Raw genomic sequence first — 17,263 nt, 5'->3', positions numbered from 1 at the left:
AGGGATGAGGCAGAGCGTCCAAGGGAGCCGGTGACACCATGACCAACCCATCCGAGCCGGGACACGGCCGGCCCGATCCGTGCCTGAGCGCGATCATGAGCGAGCGGCGTCAGCTGACCAACCTCGCGTACCGGCTGCTGGGCTCCCTGGCCGATGCCGAGGATGTCGTACAGGAGACCTACGCCCGCTGGTACGCCATGTCCCCACAGCGGCAGGAAGCCATCGACTCCCCCGGCGCCTGGCTGACGACCGTCGCCGGCCGTATCTGCCTCGACCTGCTCCGCTCGGCGCGGGCCAGGCGCGAGCGCTACGTGGGCGAATGGATCCCGGAGCCGCTGCCCGACCGTGCGGAATGGATCAGCGGGTGGCCGGGCGTCGGCAGCGTCGACCCGGCCGACCGGGTCACCCTCGACGAGTCGGTCAACATGGCCTTCCTCGTCATGCTCGAGGCGATGACCCCGGCCGAGCGCGTCGCGTTCATCCTGCACGACGTCTTCCGTTACCCCTTCGCCGAAGTGGCCGAGATCGTCGGCCGAACCCCGACGGCATGCCGCCAGCTGGCCTCTTCGGCCCGCCGACGCATTCGCGCGTCGCAGCCCGACGCCTCCTCAGCAGCCCAGCGCGCTGGCATCGTCAGAGCCTTCAAGCAGGCTTGGGAGGCCAAGGACGTAGACGCGCTCATCGGCCTGCTTGCCTCCGACGCCACGGCGACCGGCGACGGCGGTGGACTCGTCACGGCCACGCTCCGCCCGGTCCAAGGCGCCGAGCAGGTCGCACGGTTCTTCGCCGACCGGCCCGTTGCGGCGCCCGCCGTGACGCTCGTGGAGCGTACGGTCAACGGTCAGCCGGGTCTGGTGGCTCACCTGGACGGCGCCACCGTCTCGGTGATGGCGTTCGACGTCACCGGCAACCGGATCAATCACATCTGGGCCGTACTCAACCCCGACAAGCTCCGCTCCTGGACGACGGGCTGACGGCCCCGCGAACATGGCGTGGCGATGCGCCCCTTGCACTCAACGAGCCCATCGCTGCCGGTGCGGCGGCCGTCCGCCGAAGTTCGACCCGGCCGATCAACGGATGGTGTCCAGGGAGAGCCCAGTCTCCTTGGCACGCAGCGCCGCTGATCCATGATCAACAAGTGTGGGTTCCCACTCCTGTCAGCGGCTCGACCGGACAGCGACGGCTGCGCCGTGATGTGCTCCTCCCGTCTGTGACGGGCCTCTGTCGTCCATGCTGCCGGGCACCGAGAGGAGCGCGCCGTACCAGACGTTGGCCATCTTGCTGTAGCCGCCCGCGTTCGGGTGCACTCCGTCTGCCAGGTCGGCGGTTGTAAGTGCCCGGTACATGTCAACCAGATGGACGTGTTTGCCGGCGTTCACCTTGCTCTGCACGATCGCGGGGATCGCCGCGTTGAAGGTGCGGACGGTCGAGTCGGCGAAGGATATGGGGACGATCGTGGCCACGAAGACCTCCGTATCGGGGGCCGTGGCGGTGATGTGGTCGAGCAGGGTGGAGAGCCGGGCCGGTGCTCCGGCGGGGTCGGCACCGTACATGTCATTGGTGCCGATGTGCAGAAGTACGGTGCGCGGGGTGTAAGTGCGGAGCCAGTTCACGACGTTGTTGTCGATCTGGCCGATCGTCCACCCGGAGTGGCCTTCGTGATCTCGGTCGCCGAGACTGCTCGGACCGTTGGACATGGAACCGACGAAGTCGACATTGTGGCCGCCTGCCACGAACTTCTGCCAGAGATCGACGCGGTAGCCGCCCGGTACGTTGAAACCGTCGGTGATCGAGTCGCCGAGCGGCATGACGCGGACTCCGCCGGCGGATGCGGCGTGGGCGGCGTGGGCGGCGCCTGTTGTGGTGATCAGCGCGATGATCAGGGACGCGAGAGCGAGGGAGCTGGTGACCAGGCGTCTTATCCTTGTCATGATCACCTTCCTTGGTGGGGAGACCACGATGCCGCCTTTCGATCTCTGGTGACTCCGGGCAACGGTGATGAAACATTCCGGAGTGTGTTCCGAACTTTTTCAGTCGGCAAGAGTCAAGACGCGCCATAGCTGGATTGCGAGCACAGACGCCTGCGATCCGAGCCTGCGAGGCAGGTGCGGGCGGCCGAGTCCTGTGCCGTTCGGAAACTCATCGCTGCTGCTCGAGGGTGGTCTGGCGCGCCATCACGGTCTGCTGGAGCCCTGTCCCGGTGATCGTTTGATGATCGCCGGTTCGGAGGCGGAGAGCATTTACTTCAGCCGGGAAGCGATCGAGAAGGCGGCCGAGCCCAAGGAACTGGTCGTCATCGACGGCGCCACACACATCGACCTGTACGACAAGGACGAATACGTCAACGCCGTCGTCGCTGAGCTCACCGAATTTTTCGGCAAACACCTGGCCGGCTGACCGGCTACCGTCCCCGCCCGCGATGAAGGGTTGTCCGTGCTGGTCAACGAGCCAGCGGCCCGGATGTCCGGTGCGACTTTCCCACCCGCTTGGAGGTTGGCCTGCACCCAGGTGTTTACTCCTTGGGTGCGAGGCCCGCTTCGGGGAGGCCAACGGTGAGAACCTTCCGCAGTTCTTTTCGACTCGTCACACCAGTCTTGCGGTAGACCCGGTACAGGTGGTTGTCAACGGTACGCACGGTGATGCCGAGTTGCCTCGCGATGTGCTGGCTGCTCTGTCCGGTGGCCGCGAGGCGTGCGATGTCGCGTTCCCGGTCGGTCAGCTCGGGAGTCCAGCAGGCGAGGACGGCGGGTGTCATGACGCCCCCACAGCATTGGGCAAGTTGGTGGCATCGGTCGGCGGCCTGCTGGGCATGTTCCGCGTTTCCGTTACGCGACCACAGGCCCGCCGCGTGCGCGGCGGCCTCGGCGGCGTGCAGATGCATGCCGATGATGTCGAATGCGGTACAGACCTGATCCATGGCGGATGCGTCGCGGGCGGCGAGGGCGTCCGCATGGTCTGCGTAGATCCTGATGTGCGGGGTGTCCGAGGCGGTGGCGAGTTCGGCGAGCCGACCGGAGACGGCCGCGGACTGGCCGAGGCGTACCGGCACGTGCAGCAACTCTGCCTCCCAGAGAAGGACGTGCTGGCGCCGAGCGTCGTCGGCCGCGCGCATCGCCTGCCGCGCGGCGTCACGTACGCGGCCCTGAGCGGCCAGGATCCACGGTTGGGCCATCTGAAAGGCCGGGATGTGGAGGATACGGTAGGACTCCACGCGGGCCAGATGTGCCTGGTCGAGCAGCGTCTTGGCCTTGGCCGCGTTGCCGATCAGCGCCTCGATGGTGGCCCACTCGCCGAGGACCAACGCCTGCTGGCCCCAGGAGTCGTCGTCGCGCAGCGTGGCGGCCGCCTCCCGCATGTGCCGCTGGGCCGATCGCAGACGTCCCCGGCGGGCGGCGATCCTGCCGAGGTAGAACTGCCAGGCACCCTGGCTGCCAATCCAGTTGGCAGCCTGTGCGTGCCGGTACTGGGCGGTGGCGGACGCTTCGGCTTCGCCCAGCTGTCCCGCGAATGCCTGTGCGTTGGACTGCCAACTCAGCAGACCGGCGTGCAACATCGGCAAGTCGTCTTCGCCCGACGCCATCGGCAGTGCCGATTCGATGAGCTGCAACGCAGCACCCGGCCGCCCGTGGCAGAAATGATCGATGCACTCGGCGTAGCGCATCCGGAGCGTCGTCCGTGTGCTCGGCGATCCCGCCTGCCGGGCGCAGGCGACGGCCTGCGCGTACGCCGGCCAGTCGGCCTGCAGCGCCAGCAGGACTGCTTCCAGCGCAGTCAGTTCCGCACGCGCGGCATCGTCGGTCATCGTCTGTTCGGCAAGGCGCAGCAGTTCCAGCGCGTCGGAGGGCCGGTCGAGCGACAGGTACATGTTGACGGCCCGCAGTTGCACCGACCGCAACTGATCGCGTTCGGGCGTGACGGCCTGCGCCAGTCCGCTGTGGACCTGCTCGGCTTGCACACCGTCCCCGGTGTGGCCGAGCGCGACGGCCAGTGCTCGCCGGGCCGACGCACCACCACCGGCATCACAGGCTGCTTGGGCCAACCGTGCCGCCAGGGTGAAGTCCATCGTCAGGATGGCGTGGTCAGCCGCGGACTGGAGGAACTGTGGATCGGTGAGATCGCCGGCCTCCAGCCGCCAGCCGCCGACCCGCGCCAGGTCCTCGCGCCGACGCATGCCGGTCCGCTGGATCGCCGTGGCCAGATCCCGGCAGTACTTCCGCCGCCGGTGAGGTGGCGTCTGCCGACGCAGCACCTCCCCGTAGAGGGGATGAGCCAGCCGGACCTGTGTGCGCCGGCCGTCCTCCTCACTCAGGAGGAGGTTGCGGTGGTCGAGTTCGTCCATCATCGCGGCGCTGGTGAGTTGTTCGAGGACCATCACGCCGAGCGGTTCCGCGAACGCCAGTAGTTCGGCGGCGCGCTGCACCTCTGAAGAGAGCTGCCCGATGCGCTGACTTACCAGGTCAACCAGGTGCGCACTCAGCTGGAACGGTCCCTGCCAGCACCACACCTCCGCAATGAGCGCCAGCCTCCCGGAGACGAGTCCGGCGTCTACGAGCTGCTGCAACCACAGCACATTACCGCCGCTGCACTCCCACAGTCGGCGCGCGGTCGCAGTCTGCACCGGACCGCACAGTGTCCGTTCCAGCAGGCGGCTGACGGAATCCGGACCCAGCGGCGGCACGTCGACCCGGCTGGCGTAGTTTCCGCGCACCAGCGCCGCGATCGCGTCCGGCATCGGCATACCGGAGCGTGCGGTGAGAACGATCCGGACGCCACCACGTACCGCCAGATGCAGCAGCAGGGCGGCCGAGCCGTCGTCAAGCAGATGCGCGTCATCGACGAGCAGGATCCGCCGTCCGTCACGAACATGAGCAAGCAGCGCATCGGCGAGGATCCGCAGAAGATTGGGACGCCCCTCGGCGGTGGGCAACGTTGCCGGTAACAGGTGCGCCAGAGCGCCGAAGGGGATCTGCGCGGCGCTCTCGGTGGCCGAGGCCGCTAGTACCCGCCCCTGGGGCACGGTGGTCCGGGACAGCAGTTCGCGGGCCAGCCGCGTCTTGCCGACGCCGACCGGTCCCATGATCAGCAGGCCGGGCGGGGCCGGGTGCTCCATCAGCCAAGTCAACTCGGTCAATGTTCCGTCCCGGCCGGTGAGCGGCCAGGAGCGCGGAGACGGATCACAACTTCCCGTCGACGTCGGACGTTTTTCCTGATCTTTCATCGGCAGCCCCACCTGCGCAGATCAGCCCTCACCCGCGGGTCCTCGCAGGCCCCCGCCCCGGGATTGAGTATCGCACTACTCACGACATGACGCCGTGTCAAACGTAGCTTTTCCCGTACCCGCGGGTGACGCACTGAATGACGGGTAACGCTGCCGGACTCGTGATCCGGCGGCGTTACCCAACTCTTGACCCACCAACGGAGGGGGACATATGCACGGCAAGAGAAGCGTCTCTGAGGAAGCCGGATCCGGCTCCTTACGGCGCGTGATCGCTGGGCTGATCGCGGCGGTGGCGCTGCTGACCGGACTGGTGGTCACGGGCTCAACGGCCGCGGCGGCCGACCTGCCGTACGGGCCGTACACCTGCGCCACGGGCTTCGTGTGGCGGGAGGCGATCCCGGCCGACCAGGTCTGCGTGACGCCGCAGATCCGCTCCCAGACCTCAACGGAGAACGCGCTGGGCCCATCGCGCAGGGAGCCGAACGGTGGCGTCTACGGCCCGGACACCTGTAAGCAGGGCTACGTCTGGCGCGAAACACGACCCACGGACCACGTCTGCGTGCCGCCGGCGAGCCGCGATCAGGCCCGCAGCGACAACGCCAACGCTCCCTCGCGGCTGGCTGACCCGGGCGCGACGCCGCGCGGCGGGGTGTCCGTCTACACCTCGTTCCACCAACTGGGCGGCTACCTCTACGCCGGCGGCAGCGGGCTCACCCCCGGCGGCACCGTGCGGTTTTACGCGGTCGGGATCAACACGGCCGGGCCGTACTCGCTTGGCCCGCTGACCGCCGACGCCGCCGGCACCCTGCCAGGGTGGCAGTACGTCGCGGACATCAGGTGCCGAAGCGGCCAGACGCAGCCGGCCACCATCGTTGTCCTGGACCAGGGCTCCGGCCTCGTCACCACCGCCGGTACCACGGACGCATTCCGCCACTGCGGCTGAGCCGGCACGCACACCACAACGGGCACGGCACCGTCCACGGTGCCGTGCCCGTTGCGAATCCAACCTCGGGGTCACGGCGGGCCAGGCCAATATTTCGGGCATCTGCCCGGTGAACGAGTGGTTCGCGCTCTTGCCCGTCATGCTCCGAGGTCGTGGAAGCCCAAGCAGTCCGGGTCCTGCAACGGACAGGCTGGATGCGGTGTGCGGTCCGGCTCGGGCGTCGACGGCTCGGGATCGCCATACGCTGGTCCCGGCGACGGGGCCTCGAACACGGCGCACAAGCAGTCGTCGGTGCAGGCGCCTGAGAACTGGGATCCTTCATGCCGATACCGCGGATGGCTGCACCGGCACTTGTATGTCGCCCAGGTCATCGGGCCCCCATCCTCCCGCAAGCTCTCGCACAGCGGCCAGGCCAAGGGCCCCACGCACTCGCAGCACAAAAGGTAACCGCGTCGCACCGCCTCCGGAGTGAGCACCGGAGCGGGCCGTACGAACGGCTCCGCCGTGTACAGGGCCAGCATCGATGTACGACCGGAATACAGCACGCCGGCGTCCTCGAAGCGCACCGAGACGCGGAATCCCTCACGGGACGCGATCACGGTGGTGAGCCGACCCGAATCGGACTCCGCAATCTCTTCGGCGGTATCCCAGCCCTCCTTGCGCAGGAACGCAGCCGCCCGGGCGGGCACCGGCAGTTCGTGCCGCTCCGCAGGCAGGTCGACCCGCCCGCTCATCCGGTACTGGTATTGCAGCGGCTCGCGCCAGTCGACGATCAGCGGATCGAACGGTACGGACACATCCGGGTCCTCCCCCGGGGTGACGTGAGCGGCCAGCGTACGGATCTGCTCACGCAACCACGCCGACGCCTCTTCGAGCCGCTCCCGTGCACCCGCGATCTCCGCCATCACCGCCTCCTCGCCAAGCCCGTCGGCTCCAGCCGGTCAACCCCGCTTGGTCCCTTGCTACAGGCCAGGACGCTGCCAGGTAGCCGGCCAGTCGTCGAACTCCACCGCAGGAATCCCGTCGACCACCAGCGTGTAGAGGGCCTCATCGGGAAAACTGCCGACCTGCACGGTCAGTACCCGATCACCGACTGAGACCCGGTACGGCGCAAGCACGTCTCCGGTGCACTCCCAAGTCAGCCGCCGCTGCAGAAGATCCCGTTGGCTCACGCCCCACTTTCCTCCCGTTGCGAAGCCTCCCGCACTCAGCTGCATTTTCTACTACCGCGTCATTCCGGGGCTTCCATCCAGTCGAGGCACTGCCTCACCATTCGCCCGCTGCGGGCCAGGACAGCACAGGGATTCGTGCCGCCTGGCATCGCTGCGGGTCTTCGGTCCAGGACTTGGGCGGATTAAGCCGGCGTCGTCGACGACGAGGAGCTCGGCCAGCTGCCGGCTGTTCTTGCGGCCCAAATAGAGAACCGCAACTGCGGTACTAGCCGGCCTTCCGCCAGCGGGCGCGGAGACTGAACGCCGCGCCCTTCGGGCGACGTTCGCGGGTGAACACTCCCTTCTTGTTGCCATCGACACGGAAGACACCGGGCGCCGTGGCGAAGTCGGCGAAGTTCCAGATCTGCTCGCCGACGACCGCGTCGACACGGTCGAACACCCGGTGATACACGTCGAGCAGTTCGGTCTGGTACTCCTCGGTCCACGGGCTGGGTACGACGTTGTGCAGTCCGGGGTACGTGTCCGCTCCGTACTCGGTGATGACGATGGGCTTGTCGCGCGCGGCCCACTGCCGCAGTTCCGCCTCCAGCTCCGTCTCGGCCGCTGCCAGGTCGTTGGGGCTGAAGTACCAGCCGTAGTAACGGTTGAGGAGCACAACGTCGAACAGGTCGGTGACCACGCACTGGTCCGGTTCCCCCATGAGCGCGTTGACGTAGGCGACGGGCCGTGTGGGGTCCAGTCGGCGTGCCTCGGCCGCCAGCGGTGCGAAATAGTCGCGCGCCTCCGGTTGGACGTTGTCCGGCTCGTTGGCGATGGACCACAGCACGACACTCGGATGGTTCTTGTCGCGCGCCACGAGCTCCCTTACCGCCTGGAGGTGCGTGCGAAGGGTGCTCTCACTCACAGTGTCGGGCGAGAACGTGGACACCTGCCGACCGGAGCCGAAAACACCTCCCGCGATGTTCAGGTTCAGGCCGACGGCCGCGGTCTCGTCGATGACCACCACGCCCTGCCGGTCCGCATAGTCCAGCACCTCCTCGGCGTACGGGTAGTGCGACGTGCGGAACGAGTTCGCGCCGGTCCACTCCAGCAGGGCGAAGTCATGCACCATCAGGATGTCATCGTGGCCCCTGCCGCGCACGGCGGCGTCCTCGTGTTTGCCGAAGCCCTTGAAGTAGAAGGGGATTCCGTTGATCAGGAACTCCTTGCCCCGTACCTCCACAGTGCGCACGCCCACGGACTGCCGGTAACTGTCGACAAGGTCGCCGGAGTCGCTCCACAGCGTGGCCTCGAGTTCGTAGAGGTAGCCGTCGCCGGGCGCCCAGGGGTGCACGTCCGCGATCCTCAGGGTCCCCACCGCCCCGGTGGTGGCATGGATCTCGACCCCGGAGGCATCGCGCAGCGAGACACGCACCACGTGCTCTTCGGCCTGTGCGGTGCTGTCCACGCGGTAGGCGACGAGGCCGTTCGTGTCCTCGAGGCTGGTGGTCACGGTGATGTCGGTGATATGGACGGGGGGCGTGGTGTACAGCCACACGGGCCGGTGCAGGCCCGCGTAGTTGAAGAAGTCGTGGAAGTAGCGCTGCACCCGGCGGCCGTCCGCACGTTCCTCCACTCGGCCGGGTGGTATCGACTCCCAGGTCAGTTCGTTGTTGACCACGACGGTGACACGGTTCTCGGCGCCCAGCCGCAGGTGCGCTGTGACGTCGGCCTCGAAGGGGGTGTAACCGCCTTCGTGCCGGGCGACCTCCACATCGTTGACCCAGGCGGTGGCGCGATGCGTCGCAGCGTCGAAGCGGAGTACCGTCCGTTCCCCGGCCCACCGGGCGGGAACCCGTACATGCGTCTGGTACCAGACGTCGCCGACGTGGTCACGGACGGTCGTGTCCGGAAAGATGTCGTTGTAGCTGGCCGGCACCGGGATGTCCACAGCGCCCGCGAGCCGCGAGCGCCACCAGCCCTCGGCACGGCCGGCCCCCTCCGCGTCCAGGCGGAAGCTCCACAGGCCTCCCAGAGAGCGGCGTTCACGAGTCGGGCCGTCCTGCGGACGAAGCATGGTTGGTTCTCCTGTTCTGTGTGCGCAAGTCGACGCGGCGGTCGAAAGGCAGGAATGAAGGGTGCCCAGGGGGCGAAGGGCGCGCGGCCGCCGGCGCCTGCAGGGCCGGTCGGGTCGGGCGCGGTCCGGTCTATTTGATGCCGGTGTTGGCGATGCCCTGGACGAAGTGCCGTTGCAGGAAGAGGAAGAGCAGGATGATCGGTGCGACGACCGTGACCGCCCCGGCCAGCAACAGGCCGTAGTTGGTGCCGTTGGCTCCCACGGAGAAGAGGGCGAGGGCGACGGGCAGCGTGTAGTGGTCCTCGGTCTGCGCGATGACGAGCGGCCACAGGAAGTTGTTCCACTGCGCGAGGAAGGTGAGGATCGCCAGTGTCGCCAGCGCGGGCCGTGTCAGCGGAAGGATCACCCTGAGGAAGATCCGGGATTCGCCCGCACCGTCGAGTCGCGCCGCCTCGACGAGGGCGTCCGGGATGTCCCGGATGAACTGCCGCATGATGAACACGCCGAACGGTGTCACGAGGAAGGGCAGGATGAGCCCGAGGTAGGAGTTGCTCAGGCCCATGTTGCTGACGAGCACGAACAGTGGGACGAAGGTTGTGACGCCGGGGATGATCAGCATGGTGAGGACGAGGCCGAACAGCAGACGCTTCCCCGCGAACTCGATCTTCGCGAAGGCGTATCCGGCCATCGAGCAGAACAGCAGATTTCCCAGAACACAGGCCACCGCGACGAGTGTGCTGTTCAGGAAGTACAGCCCGAAGTTCTGCTTCGACAGCAGTTGTTCGAAGTTGGCGAGGGTCGGGGACCGGGGCAGCCAGGAACTCGGATGGGCGACGATCTCACCCGTCGGTTTCACCGAGCCGAGAAACATCCAGGCGAAAGGCGCCAGCGTCGCGAGCAGGCCCAGCACGAGGGCGCAGTAGAGAACGACACGAGCCGTCGGGACTCGCCGGGACGGACGCCGGTCCCGGAAGGCCGGTCCTGCCGTTGTGGTGGTGGCGGTCATGTCAGGCCTTCGCTCGGAAGATACGGAACTGCAGAAGGCTCAGCAGAGCGATCGCGATGACCAGCACATAGGACGCGGCCGAAGCCAGTCCGTAGTTCCCGAAGCCGAATTGCTCGTAGGCGTAGTAGCTGATCGATGTCGTGCTGTCCAAGGGGCCGCCGCTCGTCATGACGTACGGTTCCTCGAAGAACTGGAGGTAGCTGATGCTGAGCAGAACGGCGACGACCAGCGTGGCGGGCCGGAGCAGCGGCAAGGTCACGCTGCGGAAGACACGCCAGCGGGACGCGCCGTCCACAACGGCCGCCTCGTGCAGTTCCGGAGGTATCGCCTGCAGTCCCGCCAGGAAGATCACCATGGGGATGCCGAAGTGCCGCCAGACCGCCATCAGTATGAGAGCGGGCATGGACCAGTTCGGATCGTTCAGCCAGTCCGGCCCCGAAATTCCCACCACGGACAGGGCTGAATTGATCATCCCGTCAGGCTTGTAGAGGTACCTCCACACGACCGCTATCGCCACGATGCTCGTCACGACCGGAGCGAAGTAGGCGACGCGGAAGAAGCCCTTCGCACGCTGGATCCCGGAGTTGAGCGCGACGGCGACGGCGAGGGAGATCACCATGGTCAGAGGGATGCCCACGGCGACGAAATAGATCGTGTTCAGAGCGGCTCGGACGAAGGTGGGATCGGCGAACAGCTCGGTGAAGTTGTCCAGGCCGACGAAGTTGACGCTGAAGGGCGTCTTCACGTCCCTGCTGGTGATGTCGGTCACGCTCATCGACAGTGACGAGAAGACCGGCCAAACGCCGAAAGTGGCGAACAGCAGGACGAAGGGCGAGCAGAAGGCCCAGGCGACCAGTGTGCGCCGCAGGTGTCCGGAACCGCCAGTCCGCTGCCTGGTGGGTTCCAAGGAGGTGGTCGTGGTCATCGAGGCTGCCCTGTTCCGATCGCGGACGCCTTCGCCTGGACCCGTTCCAGAGCCGCCTTCGGCGAAGAGACGCCCTTGGCCACCTTCTCGATCTCGGCATCGAGGACCGCGGTGATCTGCTTCCACGTGGTGACGTTCGGGCCGGGCAGCGCGGTCTCCAGCTGCGATCGGAAGACGGCCAGCGTCGGATCCGACTTGAGCTTCCCCTCATTCCAGGCCGACTGCACGGCGGGAAGGTCTCCGGACAGTCCGTACCAATCCTGCTGGACGTCGGGCCGGGAGAGCCACCGGATGAACTTCCAGGCACCGTCGCGGTTCTTCGCGTCCTTGAACACCGCCCAGTGCCCTCCCCCGATGTAGCCGGCGTTGGACTTCGGCCCCTTCGGGAGCGGGGCGATCCCCACCTTGTCCTCGACGAAGTCCGCTCCGCCCGCCGCCTTCAGCAGCGCCGTTTCCCAGGGACCCGAGATGAGTGCGGCGGTGGAACCGTCGACGAACTGCGGCTCGATCTCCCCGAGGCTCACCGGCCCGTTGCGGCTCGCGGTCTTCGCTGTGAAGAACGACTGGTAGAACTCCAGCCCCTCGAGCGCCTCGGGCGTGTCGAAGGTGAATTCGGTGCTGTTCTCGTTCATGAGATCGGCACCGGCCTGCCACATGAAGGGCAGGACACCCTGCCAGCTCGCCGCCGCGCCGGTGGGCAGCGACAGGCCCCACTTCGCGCCCTCCTTCTGGAGGGCCTTGAGGAACGGGCGGTACTCCTTCCAGGTCTTCGGCGCGGAAACTCCGGCAGCCCGTGCCAGGTCCTTGCGGTAGAAGAGGGAGCGTGTCTCCACATACCAGGGGACGCCGTACGTACCTCCGTCGAAGGTGGTGCTCCGGGCGGCGCCGCGGTAGAAGGACGAGGTGTCGACGAACCCGGCCGGCACCTGCTCGAGTCCGCCCGTCGAGGCGAAGTTCGTCAGGTCAGCGGCTCCGACGAGGGTGGCGTCCGGCGTGCTCTGGGAGGCGATCGCCGTTTCGACCTTCTTGGCGTAGTCCTGCCACGGGATGGCCGTGACCTTCACCTTCGCGTCCGGGTTGGACTTCTGGAAGCGCGCGGCCAGCTCGGGCAGGCGCTCACCCTCGGTGCCCATGGCCCATACGCTGATTTCGCCCTTGGCAGGTGAGTTGTCGACGGGAGCGCCCGCTCCGCCCCCACCTCCTTGTGTGTCGGACCGGCCGCAACCGATCAGAAGCAGTGTGGCGGTCAGACCGCCTATGAGCGCTTTTGAAAAATGTGAGGTGATCACCGTTGCCCGTCTCCTCTCCACCCGGTGGATGCGTGAGCGGCTCTTCCGCACGTCGCGGTGTGGGTGAGCGAGACGGTACAGCGAAAACCGAACAGGTGCCATAGTTTCAGCAAGGGCAATGATGGCGGGCGGATGACCGGACACTGTTGCGCGCCGCCCGCTTAGGCTTGGAGCCATGACCGAAGAGACGGCGGCCCGTCCGGCCACTCGCCGAGGCCCCTACGCCAAGAGCGCACAGCGCAGGGCCGAGATCGTCGCCTCAGCGACCGCCGTGTTCGCGGCGCGCGGCTACCGCGGAGGCTCCCTGAGGGAGATCGCTAAACAGCTCGACCTCAGCCTGACCAGCGTCGTCCACCACTTTCCCAGCAAGAGCGCGCTCCTTGTGGCCGTCCTCGAGAACGCCGATTCCGCAAGCACCGACTCCTTCTGGTCGGACAGCCGGGGAAAGGGTGTGGCCTACGCGGTCCTGCAGTACGTCCGCCGCAATCTGGAACGACAGGAGATGCTGCGGCTCCTCGCCCTGCTGGCCGCGGAGGCCTCGGCTCCCGATCATCCGGCGCACGAGTGGTTCCGTGACAGGTACGAGCGGGTCGTCACCGCTCTCGCGACCGCAGTACGCAGGGACCAGGACGAGGGACGGATCGCGAACAGGAGGCATCCCGAGCTGATCGCGGCGGCCCTTGTCGCGATGTGGGACGGGCTCCAGCTGCAATGGCTCATCGACCCGCGGCGTGATCTCATAGCCGGGATCTCGGCCGGGTTGGAGGATCTGTTGGGCGATCCTGCCGCCGACAGCCGGCACCCGTAGCAGTACCTGGCGCCCCTCCCGACCAGACTCAGCCGCGAAGGTCGGCCTCCTGACCTGGCGCTGCAGGACCAGCAGTTGGTGCCGGAGCACCAGGATCTCGATGTCCTTGTCTCCGTCGCGCACCGGCAGGAAGCATGGGAACGCCCGGGCGTTGGTCGCGACGAGGTGGACCAGGCGCGGCAGCACGATAAAGGTTCGATGGTGTCAGGAAACGTTGATGAGACCGACCCGGGTTTCCGGCTCGGCTGGCGCGGCAGCCACTACTCCGGCAGGCCCGTCGAAGACCTGTGGGTGGCCGTCGGCAAAGACCCGGACGGAACCTGGTGGTTCGATGCGTACTTCATCGGACGCGTGACACTGCGCGGCGGCGCGCGACGGGCCGCCGCATTCGCCCGGTGGCTGCTGGCACCCCCACCGGAAGGCCCGTACGAGAAGGAGTTCATGCTGATTGACAGCGAGCCGCAGACCGGATCACGGCACATCGCGGAGGGCACCTTGCTGACGGTCGAGGTCCTGATGGGCCGTGAGGAGCCTGGCGGGCCCGAGTTCTTCCAGGTGCTGCCGTCGGGCGAGACGCCGGTGCGGCGCCTCGGGTTCGAGGTGTGCGCGCCACTGGACTGCCAGCCCGTACCCCGCGCCGATCTGGAGCACGCCGCTGCCCGACTCCTCATGGTCTCCGCTGACGAAAGCCCGGAGGCCGCTGTCTGATACGCGAGCACGGTAGGTCGCGCCGGACATCGCTGTATCAAGCGGGCTGCGGGGCCGTGACGGCCCGCTCATGGTCCGCGGTTTTGAGTGCTCACGTTGCGGCGGCTGCCCACACCCGAAGCACCCGAAGCAACCCGCGCCGTCCTCACGACGTTCGTCGATCAGGACTTGCGCCGTACGGCCTGGGGCAGGCGGTTACGGGCGCCGGCGAAGGCCTGCTCGATCGACCAGCGCGCCGCACAGCGGGCCATCAGTTCCTCGGCGCAGGCGGAGGCGGCATCGCACACGATGTGCACGGTCCATTCGGGGTGGCGTGCGGCGATCAGTTCTGTCGCCCACCGCGGTCTCGAGCACCGGGGTCGACAGCGAGCTCTGGTCGCCCACGGCGGACTCCAACGCTGTCCGCCCAGAAGGAGCGTCGCCGGCCGCGCGGACGTTCACCCAGATCACCGCGGTGTCAGTGGCCGGCGAATCCGGGTCGACGTGCTGGAAGGTGAGAGTCTGGTGATCGGGTGAAGCCCCCAGTGGACGCCGCCGTCGAGGACCGTCAATGGCCCCCACCGGCCGCAGAGCCATCCCCGCCCCAGGTCACACCCCGCCCCGTGCTGGGCAGCCTTGGCCGCCCTGACGGGGCTCGGCCTGTTCCTGGCGCGCGACGCCGCTGTGTCACGGGGCCCGGGGCCCCGTGACACGCTGTGGCCACGCGGGCCGGCGTCCGGTCAGGCGGCGTCGAGGGCTTCGGTGATCTTGCGGGTCATCTCGACCACGGCGGGGTTGGGCTCGCCTTGGTGGGCCTGGGCGGCTTCGATGGCGACGAGGACGGTGCGGCGGAAGTTGTCGGCCTCGGCGGGGGCCTGTTCGTTCAGCAGGCTCATGGCCGCGGTCAGGGCCGGCAGCACGCGGTCGGCGATCTCGGCTGTGGACTTGCCGGCCAGGTCCTTGCCTTCGGGGTTCTTGCCGAGCACGTGGCCGACCAGCCCGGTCGCCGAGGCCAGGGCGATGGAGCCGTCGGTGGCGATCTTGTGGGGCTTGCCGGCGGCGCCGGCGGCGGCAAGCAGCGTGACGGCGCCGTAGGCGGCGATCCGCAGGGTGAGCTTGTCCTGGTCGGTGAGGGTGATGGACATGGTTGTGTGCTCCTTGGAACGGGGGGTGTCCAGATCGATTGGGTCGGGGAGCCCACCGAGGGGATCTCACCCTCGGTGGGCTCGGTGTCAGTCGTCGATTGCCTGGTAGAGCGTGGTCCAGAAGTCGTGCATAACCTGCATCGGGTCCGGGACGGACGTCCCGACCTGGGTGAGCAGGATTCCGGTGATCTGGTTCTCGGGGTCGGCGTAGGTCGAGGTGCCGGCTCCGCCGTCCCAGCCGAACTGACCGATGGGGGCGTAGTCGCCGCGGTAGGTGCGCACCGCCATCCCGAAGCCCCAGCCGCCGTGCTGCCCTTGGCCGAAGGACACGTGGACGTTGTCGGTGGCCATGGCGTGTCGGGCGGCTTGTTGCTCGGGCGTGAGGCGGTTGGTGGTCATCAGCTGGACGGCGGGCCGGGACAGGATCCGTTCGCTCCCGTGCATCCCGCCATTGAGCAGCATCCGGAAGTAGGCGTGGTAGTCGTCGGCGGTGGAGCACAGTCCGCCACCGCCGCCCTGGAACACCGGAGGCCGGCTGTGGCGTCCCCCTTCGGCCTCGTCCCACACGAGGAACTCTCCGGTCTGCGGGTCGGGGGCATAGAGGGGCGGCAGCCGGTCGATCTTGTCGGCGGGCACGTCGAAGCCGGTGTCCTTCATCCCCAGCGGGTCGAAGATGCGCTCACGCAGGAACGCCTCGAACGACTGGCCCGTGACCCTGGCGACGAGCACGCCGAGGAGATCGCTGCTGATGTGGTACTGCCAGCGCTCTCCGGGCTGGTGCATCAGCGGAAGCGCGCCCAGGCGGCGCATCCACTCATCCGGCTCGGGCATCGGCTCCGGGAGATTGGGCGTGAGCCCCTGCTCGAAGACCGCGTTCATGACCGGAGTGCCCAGCGACGTCATATCCATGCCGAGCCCGAACGTGGAGGTCAGCACGTCCCGCACGGTGATCGGCCGCCGCGCCGGCACGGTGTCGTCAAGCGGGCCGTCGACCCGCCTCAGCACCCGCCGATCGGCCAGTTCCGGCAGCCACGGGTCCACCGGGTCATCCAGCCGCAGCCTGCACTCGTCCAGCAGGACCATCGCCGCCGCGATCGACACCGGTTTGGACGTCGAGGCCATCCGGAAGATGGTGTCCCGGCGCATCGGCGCGCCACCGTCATGACGCATCGTCCCCATCACTTCGACGTGCGTCTCATCGCCCCGGCTGACCAGGGCGACAAGCCCGGGAATCTTCCCGGAATCGACATGCCGTGCCAGCGCCTCGCGCAGTCTGCGCAGCCCTGCTTCGGAGAAGCCGCTGTGCTGGTCGGTGAGGGTGATGGACATGCTCGTGTGCTCCTTGGATTGAACGGACGGATGGTGGAACGCGGCCCTGTCGGCGCCAGGGGTATCCGGATCGCTCAGGTCGGGTCACCCGAGGGGATCTCCCTCTCGGCACCCCGGCCTTGAGCGGAAAGCGGATGGTCAGCAGCCGAGCCGGTCGGCGATCACACCCAGCACTTGCCGCAGATCGCGTGACATGCGGGCACGCAGGCCGATCTCGGCGATCCCGACCGAGAACCCCGGATGGTCGGGGTGGACCCGGTGGACGCGATGGGTCACCCGGGTGCCTGCGGGGCAGGCGGTGGCGGCGTGCACCCCGGCGTACCAGCTCTGCACCGCCACCCTGGACTGGGCCCGGTCCACCTGGATCTCCACCGGCTCCACCGGCCCGGCGAGCTCGGCGCGGTAGGCGTCGGCGCCGGACCCGGCCACGACGGTCATCGCCCCCTGCCGTGCCGCCGAAGCCCTGGCCAGCACCAGCAGGTTGTCATCGCCGACCCGCCCCTCGGCGACGGCGAGCAGGAGCGCGGTGACCGCTGCGACGGGCGCGGCGAGCGTCCCTTGTACTTCCCACCGAGGGGGCAGCGCGTCCAGTGCGGCGAGCAGGGAAGGCGTTGTGTGCATAGCGAAGAGCCTCGCCGTGGCGGCCTGTCCGGGACAACCCATGCCGTGCCTTCCGGGACGCGGG

Annotated in this window: 17 protein-coding genes; 5 read left to right on the top strand and 12 right to left on the bottom strand. The window is 67.9% G+C overall.

The genetic code is table 11. The annotated features are described in order from the left end of the window. Window positions 1-38 precede the first annotated feature (38 nt). The gene (sigJ, locus tag ACWY4P_RS48285; RefSeq protein ID WP_456207140.1) at window positions 39-974 is read left to right on the top strand and encodes an RNA polymerase sigma factor SigJ; all 936 of its coding nucleotides are present in this window, start codon (window positions 39-41) and stop codon (window positions 972-974) included. Window positions 975-1,157: 183 nt separating this feature from the next. Here sigJ and ACWY4P_RS48280 read toward each other — a convergent pair whose 3' ends face one another. Next, on the bottom strand, window positions 1,158-1,931 hold the full coding sequence (locus tag ACWY4P_RS48280) for an SGNH/GDSL hydrolase family protein (RefSeq protein ID WP_456207139.1): 774 nt from the start codon (window positions 1,929-1,931) through the stop codon (window positions 1,158-1,160). 193 nt (window positions 1,932-2,124) lie between these two features. Here ACWY4P_RS48280 and ACWY4P_RS48275 point away from each other — a divergent pair, with 193 nt between their 5' ends. Beyond that, window positions 2,125-2,397, top strand: coding sequence for an alpha/beta hydrolase (locus ACWY4P_RS48275; protein ID WP_456207138.1), 273 nt, complete (start codon window positions 2,125-2,127; stop codon window positions 2,395-2,397). 115 nt (window positions 2,398-2,512) lie between these two features. Here the strand turns inward: ACWY4P_RS48275 and ACWY4P_RS48270 are convergent, their stop codons facing one another. Next, entirely contained in the window at window positions 2,513-5,218 is a 2,706-nt protein-coding gene (locus ACWY4P_RS48270) for a LuxR C-terminal-related transcriptional regulator (RefSeq protein WP_456207137.1), read from the bottom strand. A 265-nt stretch (window positions 5,219-5,483) separates the two neighbouring features. Between ACWY4P_RS48270 and ACWY4P_RS48265 the strand changes: the two genes are divergently transcribed. After that, complete coding sequence (locus tag ACWY4P_RS48265) at window positions 5,484-6,161, top strand: hypothetical protein (protein WP_456207136.1); 678 nt, start codon at window positions 5,484-5,486, stop codon at window positions 6,159-6,161. Between the two features lie 137 nt (window positions 6,162-6,298). Here the strand turns inward: ACWY4P_RS48265 and ACWY4P_RS48260 are convergent, their stop codons facing one another. The 6 genes from ACWY4P_RS48260 to ACWY4P_RS48235 form a co-directional block, all read right to left on the bottom strand. After that, window positions 6,299-7,066 (bottom strand): hypothetical protein, encoded by a 768-nt coding sequence (locus tag ACWY4P_RS48260; RefSeq protein ID WP_456207135.1) that lies wholly within the window; start codon window positions 7,064-7,066, stop codon window positions 6,299-6,301. A 57-nt stretch (window positions 7,067-7,123) separates the two neighbouring features. After that, entirely contained in the window at window positions 7,124-7,333 is a 210-nt protein-coding gene (locus ACWY4P_RS48255) for a hypothetical protein (protein WP_456207134.1), read from the bottom strand. Window positions 7,334-7,598: 265 nt separating this feature from the next. Further along, window positions 7,599-9,389 (bottom strand): beta-glucuronidase, encoded by a 1,791-nt coding sequence (gene uidA, locus ACWY4P_RS48250; RefSeq protein ID WP_456207133.1) that lies wholly within the window; start codon window positions 9,387-9,389, stop codon window positions 7,599-7,601. 130 nt (window positions 9,390-9,519) lie between these two features. Then, window positions 9,520-10,395: a carbohydrate ABC transporter permease gene (locus tag ACWY4P_RS48245; RefSeq protein WP_456207132.1), complete on the bottom strand. Its 876-nt coding sequence runs from the start codon at window positions 10,393-10,395 to the stop codon at window positions 9,520-9,522. A 1-nt stretch (window position 10,396) separates the two neighbouring features. Continuing rightward, window positions 10,397-11,320 carry a carbohydrate ABC transporter permease gene (locus ACWY4P_RS48240; RefSeq protein ID WP_456207131.1) on the bottom strand — a complete coding sequence of 308 codons (924 nt, stop codon included), beginning with the start codon at window positions 11,318-11,320 and terminating at the stop codon, window positions 10,397-10,399. Next, window positions 11,317-12,453, bottom strand: a complete 1,137-nt coding sequence (locus tag ACWY4P_RS48235) for a sugar ABC transporter substrate-binding protein (RefSeq protein ID WP_456207130.1) — start codon at window positions 12,451-12,453, stop codon at window positions 11,317-11,319. The genes ACWY4P_RS48240 and ACWY4P_RS48235 overlap by 4 nt, the downstream gene beginning before the upstream one ends. Before the next feature lie 331 nt (window positions 12,454-12,784). Here ACWY4P_RS48235 and ACWY4P_RS48230 point away from each other — a divergent pair, with 331 nt between their 5' ends. Then, window positions 12,785-13,417 carry a TetR/AcrR family transcriptional regulator gene (locus tag ACWY4P_RS48230; RefSeq protein ID WP_456207129.1) on the top strand — a complete coding sequence of 211 codons (633 nt, stop codon included), beginning with the start codon at window positions 12,785-12,787 and terminating at the stop codon, window positions 13,415-13,417. Between the two features lie 78 nt (window positions 13,418-13,495). Beyond that, a complete protein-coding gene (locus tag ACWY4P_RS48225; protein ID WP_456207128.1) occupies window positions 13,496-14,125 on the top strand; it encodes a hypothetical protein in 630 nt (209 codons plus the stop codon). A 161-nt stretch (window positions 14,126-14,286) separates the two neighbouring features. Here ACWY4P_RS48225 and ACWY4P_RS48220 read toward each other — a convergent pair whose 3' ends face one another. From ACWY4P_RS48220 to ACWY4P_RS48205, 4 genes are all read right to left on the bottom strand, one after another. Then, window positions 14,287-14,412 carry a hypothetical protein gene (locus ACWY4P_RS48220; protein WP_456207127.1) on the bottom strand — a complete coding sequence of 42 codons (126 nt, stop codon included), beginning with the start codon at window positions 14,410-14,412 and terminating at the stop codon, window positions 14,287-14,289. A gap of 432 nt (window positions 14,413-14,844) precedes the next feature. Then, entirely contained in the window at window positions 14,845-15,249 is a 405-nt protein-coding gene (locus tag ACWY4P_RS48215) for a hypothetical protein (protein WP_456207126.1), read from the bottom strand. An 87-nt stretch (window positions 15,250-15,336) separates the two neighbouring features. Then, on the bottom strand, window positions 15,337-16,578 hold the full coding sequence (locus ACWY4P_RS48210; protein ID WP_456207125.1) for a serine hydrolase domain-containing protein: 1,242 nt from the start codon (window positions 16,576-16,578) through the stop codon (window positions 15,337-15,339). A 138-nt stretch (window positions 16,579-16,716) separates the two neighbouring features. After that, entirely contained in the window at window positions 16,717-17,199 is a 483-nt protein-coding gene (locus ACWY4P_RS48205) for a hypothetical protein (protein WP_456207124.1), read from the bottom strand. Between the last annotated feature and the right edge of the window lie 64 nt (window positions 17,200-17,263).

The sequence above is a fragment of the Streptomyces sp. LZ34 genome (assembly GCF_053890475.1).
The sequence above is the reverse complement of the archived record's forward strand: the minus strand, read 5'-3'. Positions and strand labels throughout refer to the sequence as shown.

Bases quoted from the DNA above. Each gene is read 5' to 3' on its own strand.
- ACWY4P_RS48245 (WP_456207132.1), bottom strand. From the start codon at position 10,395: ATGACCGCCACCACCACAACGGCAGGACCGGCCTTCCGGGACCGGCGT.
- sigJ (WP_456207140.1), top strand. From the start codon at position 39: ATGACCAACCCATCCGAGCCGGGACACGGCCGGCCCGATCCGTGCCTG.
- ACWY4P_RS48260 (WP_456207135.1), bottom strand. From the start codon at position 7,066: ATGGCGGAGATCGCGGGTGCACGGGAGCGGCTCGAAGAGGCGTCGGCG.
- ACWY4P_RS48270 (WP_456207137.1), bottom strand. From the start codon at position 5,218: ATGAAAGATCAGGAAAAACGTCCGACGTCGACGGGAAGTTGTGATCCG.
- ACWY4P_RS48235 (WP_456207130.1), bottom strand. From the start codon at position 12,453: ATGGGCACCGAGGGTGAGCGCCTGCCCGAGCTGGCCGCGCGCTTCCAG.
- ACWY4P_RS48215 (WP_456207126.1), bottom strand. From the start codon at position 15,249: ATGTCCATCACCCTCACCGACCAGGACAAGCTCACCCTGCGGATCGCC.
- uidA (WP_456207133.1), bottom strand. From the start codon at position 9,389: ATGCTTCGTCCGCAGGACGGCCCGACTCGTGAACGCCGCTCTCTGGGA.
- ACWY4P_RS48240 (WP_456207131.1), bottom strand. From the start codon at position 11,320: ATGACCACGACCACCTCCTTGGAACCCACCAGGCAGCGGACTGGCGGT.
- ACWY4P_RS48205 (WP_456207124.1), bottom strand. From the start codon at position 17,199: ATGCACACAACGCCTTCCCTGCTCGCCGCACTGGACGCGCTGCCCCCT.
- ACWY4P_RS48210 (WP_456207125.1), bottom strand. From the start codon at position 16,578: ATGTCCATCACCCTCACCGACCAGCACAGCGGCTTCTCCGAAGCAGGG.
- ACWY4P_RS48280 (WP_456207139.1), bottom strand. From the start codon at position 1,931: ATGACAAGGATAAGACGCCTGGTCACCAGCTCCCTCGCTCTCGCGTCC.
- ACWY4P_RS48230 (WP_456207129.1), top strand. From the start codon at position 12,785: ATGACCGAAGAGACGGCGGCCCGTCCGGCCACTCGCCGAGGCCCCTAC.